This is a genomic window from Candidatus Polarisedimenticolia bacterium (assembly GCA_035764505.1).
Taxonomy (GTDB): domain Bacteria; phylum Acidobacteriota; class Polarisedimenticolia; order Gp22-AA2; family AA152; genus AA152.
In genome coordinates this window covers 1-2,555 of record DASTZC010000110.1, presented here as the reverse complement: position 1 = coordinate 2,555, position 2,555 = coordinate 1, and the positions used below count along the sequence as shown (strand labels likewise).

The window sequence follows — 2,555 nt, the reverse complement described above, 5'->3', positions numbered from 1 at the left end:
AGACTCATGATGCGCCGTCCTGTCGCTATCATTGTCCTGGCGTTGCTGGTCGCAACGCTGATGGGGGCGGCTCCGCCGCCGCGCCTCGTTGCGCAGTGGAGCTCACCGGAGGACACCGGCCAGAGGTTCCACAAGATCGTGGCGGTTGGAATCACCGATGATCGCGAGCTCCGTCACCGTTTCGAGGACAAGGTGGTCACGCTTCTGCGGGTACAGGGCATCGAGGCCGTGACGAGCTACTCGCTGGTGCCGGACCTGACGGCCCCCGTGAGCCGGGAGGAAATGCTTCAGCGGATCGAGGCGCTGAAGATCGATGCGGCCCTCAGCTTCCGGGCCGTCCCACTCGAAAAGCGCGATGAAGCCACCTGGGGGGCGGAGTGGCAGCAAGAGTCCGAAGGCGCCGGCACCCTCAGGGACTTGATTCAAGCGACGCTGCCGCTGAAGAAGACCAAGTCCAAGTTATTTGGCGTGGAGGTCACACTCTGGTCTATCGGGACTCCGCCGCGTGTGTGGAGCGGTCGTTCCGGTCCGCACAAGCTGGACGAGCTGCGCAAGGGTGCCTCGATTTTTGTCCAGGACGTGATCGGCACCCTCCGGGCCTCGCACTGGATCTGATCCCCGCCCTGTCGCTCATAAAAGGCCCCAAAAGCACACGCGTTGTGAAATTTGTTTGCGCAAGCGGCGGTTCCGGCAAAACCCGCTTCCAGACTGCCATCGAGCGGATCAGAGCCCAGGAAGGACACGTCGACAGGATGCAGCGTTCCTTGACAGGCATGGGACCGGAACCTAACGTAACGGCGGGGTTACAAATTTTGGAGGCCGCCATGAGATCCAGGTTCCTCCTCCTCGCCTCGGTCCTCGTTCTCCTGTCCAGCTTCGCGGTTGCTCTCGACGTCGGCCCCGATGTCCCGATGCGGAAGCGCACGATTTCCGGCGCCGGCTCCTCGGCCGCGGATCCTGAGACGATCCACTGCACGAACCGTTACTACCATGTGTGCGGCCCGTCGAAGGAGTGCGTCGACAGCAGCCAGCCGGGCTCCTGCTGCAACGAGTGCGTTTTTCCCTACGGCACCGTCTGCCAGACCTGCTCGGCCGGTGTGTGAACGGATCGCCATGCCAGACCTGGCCGGCGGGTATGGGAAGATGGATCGCCTGATGCCGGATCTTGTTCCGTTTAAAGGCTGACCTTGGTTATTGGAGGGTATTTCGATGAAGCGGTTACCAGCTCTCGTGCTCGTGGCGCTGCCGGTGCTGGCTATGAACGCTCCCGCTTTTTCGGGCGACTCCTGTCGGAAGGCTCCTGAGGCCTTCGAGAAGCGCCTCGACGCGGCAGCGTACCCGGCGCTCGTGGTTCTGGAGGTCTTTCCCGGCTCGATCGCCGACGCCGCAGGATTGCGCGCGGGCGATGTGATCACCTCCGTGAATGGGCATGGAATGCGGTCTTACGGAGATGCCGCGGAGTTTCGGGCGCAGATTCGCGAGCGCGCTCTGTGGGGAGTGGCGAGCCTCGAGGTGCGCTCCGCGCTGGAGTCGGAACAGGCCGGACGGCATCTGTTCGTGCACCTTCCGTCACCCGATGATCGCATCGGCTTCGCCTCCTCGCAGGTTTTCTATGTCGAGTCGGTCCTCCCCGGCGGTCTCGCGCAGGCGATGGGCCTGCGGCCGGGCGACTTCCTGCATCAGCTGGGGTCGGGAGAACGAGCTGCCGATCTCGATCACGTCGTGGAATTCGACATGCTGATCGACCAGTGGTTGAACGGGCCCACGAGCACGCCGCTGTCGGTCCAGCGGCTCAAGTCGGCCGAGAACGGCAGCAATACCTGGGAGCAAAGACAGGTCTTCCTGGCAGCCGTCAAGCGCCCCCTGGAAGAGGGGCAGTAACAGCAACCCGACAAGGCCGCAGAGGCTGAAATCCGCTGAACCAAGAGGCGAAAGCCCCGGGTTCGAATTCTGCTCCCTCCGCCAGCGCCAGGCATTCTCCCATAAGCAAAAAAAGCAGCAGGGGCCGAAGGATCTGCGCCGGCCCTCGCGTCCAACTCGCAGGAGTTTTTTGCGATGGGACGACTCGAGGAGGCGTGATTACAATGAATAACCGTTTCGTGTTGAGGGTGTTTCTCCTTGTCACCGTGCTTCTGTGCGGGACTCTCGTGGGGGCAGGCAACGCCCGTGCGGCTGGCTATTGCACCCAGACGGCAGACCTGTTGCTCGACGCCTGCAAGGCGGGCGTGGTGGGTGACGGCGCCGTGGGAAAAGCGATCTGCATCAATGTCAGCGAGGCGCCGGATCAGCAGGCCTGCTTCGACGACCTGGCGGCCTCCCAGGATGAGGCGTCGCAGCTTTGCCTGGACCAGCACGACACCCGTCTGGCAGCGTGCGGCGTGCTCGGGGAGGCCCGTTACGATCCCGAGATCTCGCCGAACCTTTTCGACAATCCGGCGCGTCCTTCCAATCCGAATCCCTATTTCCCTCTCCGGGTGGGCAACCACTGGGAATACCGGAGCGCCACGGAGGTGAACACGGTCGACGTGGTGAACGAGACCAAGCTGATCGATGAC

The 2,555-nt window shown here is 63.1% G+C and carries 4 protein-coding genes; all 4 read left to right on the top strand.

Translation table 11 applies throughout. The features are described 5' to 3' along the window. The coding region (locus VFW45_07545; GenBank protein HEU5180630.1) for a hypothetical protein at positions 1-615 on the top strand (615 nt) is incomplete at its 5' end. Between the two features lie 209 nt (positions 616-824). Then, entirely contained in the window at positions 825-1,103 is a 279-nt protein-coding gene (locus tag VFW45_07540; protein ID HEU5180629.1) for a hypothetical protein, read from the top strand. A 106-nt stretch (positions 1,104-1,209) separates the two neighbouring features. Beyond that, positions 1,210-1,881, top strand: a complete 672-nt coding sequence (locus VFW45_07535; protein HEU5180628.1) for a PDZ domain-containing protein — start codon at positions 1,210-1,212, stop codon at positions 1,879-1,881. 203 nt (positions 1,882-2,084) lie between these two features. Then, on the top strand, positions 2,085-2,555 hold a 471-nt coding region (locus tag VFW45_07530), incomplete at its 3' end, for a hypothetical protein (GenBank protein ID HEU5180627.1).

What these genes read in the sequence shown, in the direction of transcription:
- VFW45_07540 (HEU5180629.1), top strand. Translation starts at nt 825, where the DNA reads ATGAGATCCAGGTTCCTCCTCCTCGCCTCGGTCCTCGTTCTCCTGTCC.
- VFW45_07535 (HEU5180628.1), top strand. Translation starts at nt 1,210, where the DNA reads ATGAAGCGGTTACCAGCTCTCGTGCTCGTGGCGCTGCCGGTGCTGGCT.